Source organism: Pseudomonas sp. TH31 (genome assembly GCF_016650815.1).
Taxonomy (GTDB): domain Bacteria; phylum Pseudomonadota; class Gammaproteobacteria; order Pseudomonadales; family Pseudomonadaceae; genus Aquipseudomonas.
The window spans coordinates 158,740-165,000 of the sequence record NZ_JAEKEZ010000028.1 but is presented as its reverse complement, the minus strand read 5'-3'; the positions used below and the strand labels follow the sequence as shown (position 1 = coordinate 165,000).

5 protein-coding genes and 1 pseudogene (1 of these 6 only partly in view) are annotated in these 6,261 nt (G+C 56.3%); all 6 read right to left on the bottom strand.

Annotated features, from left to right (window positions below; translation table 11 throughout):
- Positions 1-507, bottom strand: a pseudogene (gene msrQ, locus JFV26_RS19170) (protein-methionine-sulfoxide reductase heme-binding subunit MsrQ) (it extends 113 nt beyond the left edge of the window).
- Complete coding sequence (gene msrP, locus JFV26_RS19165; RefSeq protein ID WP_201194672.1) at positions 507-1,520, bottom strand: protein-methionine-sulfoxide reductase catalytic subunit MsrP; 1,014 nt, start codon at positions 1,518-1,520, stop codon at positions 507-509. The pseudogene msrQ and the gene msrP overlap by 1 nt, the downstream one beginning before the upstream one ends.
- Positions 1,521-1,578: 58 nt before the next feature.
- Complete coding sequence (pssA, locus tag JFV26_RS19160) at positions 1,579-2,433, bottom strand: CDP-diacylglycerol--serine O-phosphatidyltransferase (protein ID WP_201194670.1); 855 nt, start codon at positions 2,431-2,433, stop codon at positions 1,579-1,581.
- 145 nt (positions 2,434-2,578) lie between these two features.
- On the bottom strand, positions 2,579-3,595 hold the full coding sequence (ilvC, locus tag JFV26_RS19155) for a ketol-acid reductoisomerase (protein ID WP_201194668.1): 1,017 nt from the start codon (positions 3,593-3,595) through the stop codon (positions 2,579-2,581).
- A 48-nt stretch (positions 3,596-3,643) separates the two neighbouring features.
- Positions 3,644-4,135, bottom strand: coding sequence for an acetolactate synthase small subunit (gene ilvN, locus JFV26_RS19150; protein ID WP_048373333.1), 492 nt, complete (start codon positions 4,133-4,135; stop codon positions 3,644-3,646).
- Positions 4,136-4,137: 2 nt separating this feature from the next.
- Positions 4,138-5,862 (bottom strand): acetolactate synthase 3 large subunit, encoded by a 1,725-nt coding sequence (locus JFV26_RS19145; RefSeq protein ID WP_201194666.1) that lies wholly within the window; start codon positions 5,860-5,862, stop codon positions 4,138-4,140.
- Positions 5,863-6,261: the final 399 nt, after the last annotated feature.

Genomic DNA, 6,261 nt, shown 5'->3' with positions numbered 1-6,261 from the left:
ACTCCTTCAGATCCGCACGAACAATCCACAACATATGCAGCAAGCCGAGCCCGAGAATCACGTAAACCAGTCGATGCAGCCTCTTCCAGCGGGAACCCAAACGCCGCTGGCTGTAGCGATTGGACGTCACGGCCAGCGCCAGCAAACAGAGAAGCCCCAATGTCCCGACAATAATGTAAGGCCGCTTGCGCAACTCGACGCCCAGTTGCGACCAGTCGAAACCGAGAATGAACGCGGTGTACCCACTCAAATGCAGCACGACATAAGCAAAGCACCACAACCCCAACTGCCGCCGGACAGCAATCCACCCCGCCCAACCGGTCAGTTTCTGCAAAGGCGTCATACTTAATGTGATCAGTAGCAGGACAAGCGTCCCCAGCCCCAGGCGATCAACCAGCACTTTGCCGGGTCCGGCCCGAGAACATCCGCCCAGGCCTGATACAACCAAAGTAGCGGCCAGACCGCGATAGCTATAAAGACGAAAATTCGCCAAACCGCGAAACGCATCAGTAGTTCTTCCGAAGATCGAGACCCGTATATAAAGAGGCGACCTCATCCGAGTAACCATTAAACATTTGCGTGTCCCGCACATTGGGCTTGAACAGACCACTCGGCAAACGCCGCTCCCGCGCTTGGGTCCAGCGCGGGTGATCGACCGTCGGGTTCACATTCGCATAAAAACCATACTCATCCGCGGCGATGCTTTGCCAGGTGGTTTTCGGCTGCTCGCTTACCAGACTGATCCGCACGATGGATTTGATGCTCTTGAAGCCGTACTTCCAAGGCACCACCAAACGCAGAGGCGCGCCGTTCTGATTCGGCAGTTCGCGCCCGTACATCCCTACAGCAAGAATCGCCAACGGGTTCATTGCTTCATCCAGACGCAACCCTTCTATATAGGGCCAGTCGATCAAGGCAAAACCGGAACGCTGCCCGGGCATGCTTTTGGGATCCTGCAGGGTCTCGAAACGAATGTATTTGGCTTTGGAGGTTGGCTCAACTTCCTTGAGTAACGCCGAGATGGGAAAGCCGATCCAGGGAATGACCATCGACCAGGCCTCCACACAGCGAAGACGATAGATCCGCTCCTCCAACTGGTAAGGTTTCATGAAGTCCTCCAGCGCGTACCGCCCGGGCTTGCCCACCTCCCCATCTACCACGACGCTCCATGGCTCGGTCTTCAGTGCGCCGGCATTGGCTGCCGGATCACCTTTGTCAGTGCCTAACTCATAGAAGTTGTTGTAGTGGGTTGCATCCTTGAACGGTGTGATCGCTTCGTCCTTGACATTTACCGCCCCCCACTGAGTAGAAGGAAGCTTTTCGGCAAACCAGGACGGCGCCTTGCCAGGCTCGACATCGGCATAACGTGCAGCATCGTCAGCATTGGCCCATCGGGGAAGGCTGCTCACGACCAAGCCGGCCACGGCAGCACCGAGCACATTACGACGAGAGAGGTAGAGGGATTCAGGCGTCACGTCCGACTCATGGCAGTCAGACGTTTTAGGGAACTTGATCAGCATGGCAACTCCGCAGCATTGGAGAACAGATGCACCAATAGACTGCGGAGTATGAGGGAAATTACACGTGTTTATTCCGACGAAGACGTAACAGATACTGAACCGGACCAGAGGCTGCATACCCAAGGAACACCAGCAGCAGAATGCGTGGCGGATCACTGAATACGACGGCGAACACCAACACCACGGCAAGGATCGCCACAAAAGGTACACGCCCTTTCAAGTCCAGTTCCTTGAAGCTGTTGTACTTGATATTGCTGACCATCAGCATACCGGCAGCCGCCACCATCAAAGCCACCAGGAACGACATCTTGGAACCCTGGATGCCGTAATCGCTGAATGCCCAGACGATTCCAGCAACGACACCCGCCGCCGCCGGACTGGCCAGGCCAATGAAGTAGCGCTTGTCCGCCGTACCGACCTGGGTATTGAACCGGGCCAGACGCAACGCCGCGCCCGCCACATAGATGAAGGCAACCATCCAGCCGACCTTACCCATATCGCCGAGGGCCCAGCCGAACGCAAGCAACGCCGGTGCAACGCCGAAAGCGACCATATCCGACAGCGAGTCGTACTCGGCGCCGAAAGCGCTCTGGGTGTTGGTCATGCGGGCAACCCGACCATCAAGACCGTCCAGCACCATGGCGACGAAAATCGCGATGGCGGCGAACGCAAAATACTTGCTGGCACTGACCGAGTCGCCGGCGCTCAAGGCAGCCTGGGCACTCATCGAGTTGATGATGGAATAGAACCCTGCGAACAGGTTCGCAGTGGTGAACAGGTTCGGCAGAAGATAGATACCACGATGCCGGACTTTACGACCTTCAGCGTCATGCCCTTCTTCGATGTGCTCATCGATGGGCAGCAGACTTTCGGCGTCAGGAGCCTGGCTTGGCTCTTCGGGACGTTCGCTCATGGACATTACCTTGCAACAGGATGGAAAGTATTCGACAGGTGTCTGGGACGACGGTTCGGCCACAAACGATGCAGCTTTATACCAGAACCGGTGACCCAAACGAAAAAACGCGGCCTAGGCCGCGTTTCTCGTACAAGCGTGCGACTTAGTTTTTGGCTTTGTCGACGATCTTGTTGGCACCGATCCACGGCATCATGGAGCGCAGTTGCTCGCCGATGATTTCGATACCGTGAGCGGCGTTGTTACGACGCTTGGCGGTCATCGAAGGATAGCCGGTAGCGCCTTCGCTGATGAACATCTTGGCGTATTCGCCATCCTGAATACGTTTCAGGGCGTTACGCATAGCCTGTCGAGATTCGGCGTTGATGACTTCCGGACCCGTCACGTACTCGCCGTACTCAGCGTTGTTGGAGATCGAGTAGTTCATGTTGGCGATACCGCCTTCGTACATGAGGTCAACAATCAACTTCAGTTCGTGCAAGCATTCGAAGTAGGCCATTTCAGGCGCGTAGCCAGCTTCAACCAGGGTTTCGAAACCGGCCTTGACCAGTTCAACGGTACCGCCGCACAGAACGGCTTGTTCGCCGAACAGGTCGGTTTCGGTCTCGTCCTTGAAGGTGGTTTCGATGATGCCGGTACGACCGCCACCAACGCCAGCTGCGTAGGACAGTGCAACGTTTTTGGCGTTGCCCGAAGCATCCTGGTAGATAGCGATCAGGTCAGGAATACCGCCGCCCTTTACGAACTCGGAACGTACGGTGTGGCCCGGTGCTTTCGGCGCGATCATGATCACGTCGAGGTCGGAGCGCGGAACAACCTGGTTGTAGTGGATCGCGAAGCCGTGGGAGAAGGCCAGGGTGGCGCCTTTCTTGATGTTCGGCTCGATTTCATCCTTGTACAGGGCAGACTGGAACTCGTCCGGGGTCAGGATCATGACCAGGTCGGCAGCCGCAACAGCGGAAGCAACGTCAGTCACTTTCAGGCCATGAGCTTCGGCTTTGGCAACAGTGGCCGAACCTTTACGCAGGCCGACAGTAACGTCAACGCCGGAGTCTTTCAGGTTGCACGCTTGAGCGTGGCCCTGGGAACCGTAACCGATGATGGCAACTTTCTTGCCCTGGATGATCGACAGGTCGCAGTCTTTTTCGTAATAAACTTTCATGAAATTCCCCTATATATCCAGGCCGTTCAGGCCATTCACTAATTTTGATTAGATGCTGAGTACTTTGTCGCCGCGAGCAATACCGGTTACGCCGCTACGGACGGTTTCCAGGATCGAAGCGGTACCAATGGACTGAATAAAGCTGTCGAGCTTATCGCTGGTGCCGGTCAATTGTACGGTGTAGACACTGCTGCTCACGTCGACAATTTGCCCACGAAATATGTCCGTCGTACGTTTGATCTCAGCGCGCTGGGCGCCGGTGGCCTTGACCTTGACCAGCATCAGTTCACGCTCGATGTGAGCACTCTCCGACAGGTCGACCAATTTGACCACTTCGATCAGCTTGTTCAGGTTCTTGGTGATCTGCTCGATGACCTCATCGTGGCCGACGGTGGTCAACGTCAGACGCGACAGGGTCGGATCTTCGGTAGGTGCCACGGTCAGGCTTTCGATGTTGTAGTTGCGCTGCGAGAACAGGCCGACTACACGAGACAGAGCGCCCGGTTCGTTTTCCAGAAGCAGGGAAATAATGTGCCGCATGATTATGTACGCTCCGTCTTGCTCAGCCACATATCGCGCATGGAGCCGTCTTTGATCTGCATCGGGTAGACGTGCTCGCTGGTATCGACCGAAATATCGAGCACCACCAGGCGATCTTTCATGGCGAACGCTTCTTCCATCTTCGACTTCAATTCTTTCGAGTCGGTGATGCGCATGCCGACGTGACCATAGGCCTCTGCCAGTTTGACGAAGTCAGGCAACGACTCCATGTAGGAATGCGAGTGACGACTGCCATAGCTCATGTCTTGCCACTGGCGAACCATACCCAGAACACCGTTGTTCAGGATGACGATTTTTACCGGTAACCCGTATTGCAGGCAGGTGGACAGTTCCTGAATGTTCATCTGGATACTGCCCTCGCCTGTCACGCAAACGACGTCGGCATCCGGGAAGCTCAACTTGATGCCCATGGCCGCCGGGAAACCGAAGCCCATGGTGCCCAGGCCGCCGGAGTTGATCCAGCGGTTAGGCTTGTCGAACTTGTAGTACTGCGCCGCGAACATTTGGTGCTGGCCCACGTCGGAGGCGACAAAGGCATCGCCCTTGGTCACTTCGCACAGGGTTTCGACCACGGTTTGCGGCTTGATGATGCTGCCGTCGCCCTTGTCGTAAGGGAACAGGCCGCGGTCACCGCGCCACTCGTCAACTTGCTTCCACCAACTGGCAACGGACTCCTTGTTCGGGGTCTCGCCGATTTCCTTGAGGATCGCGACCATTTCGCTCAGGACGCTCTCGACCGGACCAACGATAGGTACGTCAGCCTTGATGGTCTTGGAGATCGAAGCCGGGTCGATGTCGATGTGAATGATCTTGGCATTCGGGCAGAACTTCGCCGGGCCGTTGATCACGCGGTCATCGAAACGCGCGCCGACTGCCAGGATCACGTCGGCATGGTGCATCGCCAGGTTGGCGGTGTAGCTGCCGTGCATGCCGAGCATGCCGATGAACTGACGATCAGTGCCAGGATAGGCACCCAGGCCCATCAGGGTATTGGTCACTGGCAGGTTGAGCATCTTCGCCAATTCGGTCAGCGGCGCGGAGCCACCACCGAGGATCACGCCGCCGCCGGCGTACATCACCGGACGCTTGGCCGCCAGGAGCATTTCTGCTGCCTTGCGAATTTGCCCGGAGTGACCGCGAACAGCTGGGCTGTAGGAACGCAGCTTGGCTTTTTTCGGGAAGATGTATTCGAACTTCTCGGCCGGGTTGGTCATGTCTTTCGGAATATCGACAACGACCGGACCAGGACGACCGGATTGCGCCAGGTAGAACGCCTTCTTCATGACTTCCGGGATTTCCGAAGCGTGCTTGATCATGAAGCTGTGCTTCACGATCGGCCGGGAGATACCGATCATGTCAGTTTCCTGGAACGCGTCGGTACCTACCATGTTGCTAGGCACCTGGCCGGAAATGACCACCATCGGAATGGAGTCCATATAGGCCGTGGCAATACCGGTGATGGCGTTGGTTGCGCCCGGGCCGGAAGTCACCAGTACCACACCGGCTTTACCGGTGGCACGGGCATAACCGTCAGCCATATGGGTCGCAGCCTGTTCGTGACGAACCAGGATGTGGGTCACTTCCGGTTCTTTGAACAGGGCATCGTAGACATGAAGGAGAGCACCGCCCGGGTACCCGTAGATATATTTGACGCCTTCGTCACGCAAAAAGCGGACGAGCATCTCACCGCCAGATAAAAGCTCCACGTTGTTCACCTCTAAAACGCCAGAATACCGTCCACACAAAAGGGGACGGGTCTTAATAGGTTTACTTCTCGGCAGAGCATGAGCGACGGTGGTCGCCGACTACGTCAGCACTGACTGAGCAAGTATTGGGATCGTCCCAAGTGTTGCGGGCCTTTCCCACCCAGCGCGAGGTAACGCGTTGCGGGTGTAACAGGTCGGCGCGGGTATGCGCCTCATGATCTACCGAGTGGGTCTGCTTCTGGCAGTCCCTCTACAGCGGACTTTGGATTCTTCTGTTTCGTCCTCTGCAAGTCAAGTCGTCTGTGTGCTTTATTGTGAGTAAGCACATGAGAACGCAAGAAAAAACCCGTAAACCGCAAGTGTGTTAGTTTCAATTGCGCAACTTATGACAAGGAAATG

Excerpts from the sequence above, each read along its gene's own strand:
- msrP (WP_201194672.1), bottom strand. The coding sequence starts at position 1,520 with ATGCTGATCAAGTTCCCTAAAACGTCTGACTGCCATGAGTCGGACGTG.
- pssA (WP_201194670.1), bottom strand. The coding sequence starts at position 2,433 with ATGAGCGAACGTCCCGAAGAGCCAAGCCAGGCTCCTGACGCCGAAAGT.
- ilvC (WP_201194668.1), bottom strand. The coding sequence starts at position 3,595 with ATGAAAGTTTATTACGAAAAAGACTGCGACCTGTCGATCATCCAGGGC.
- ilvN (WP_048373333.1), bottom strand. The coding sequence starts at position 4,135 with ATGCGGCACATTATTTCCCTGCTTCTGGAAAACGAACCGGGCGCTCTG.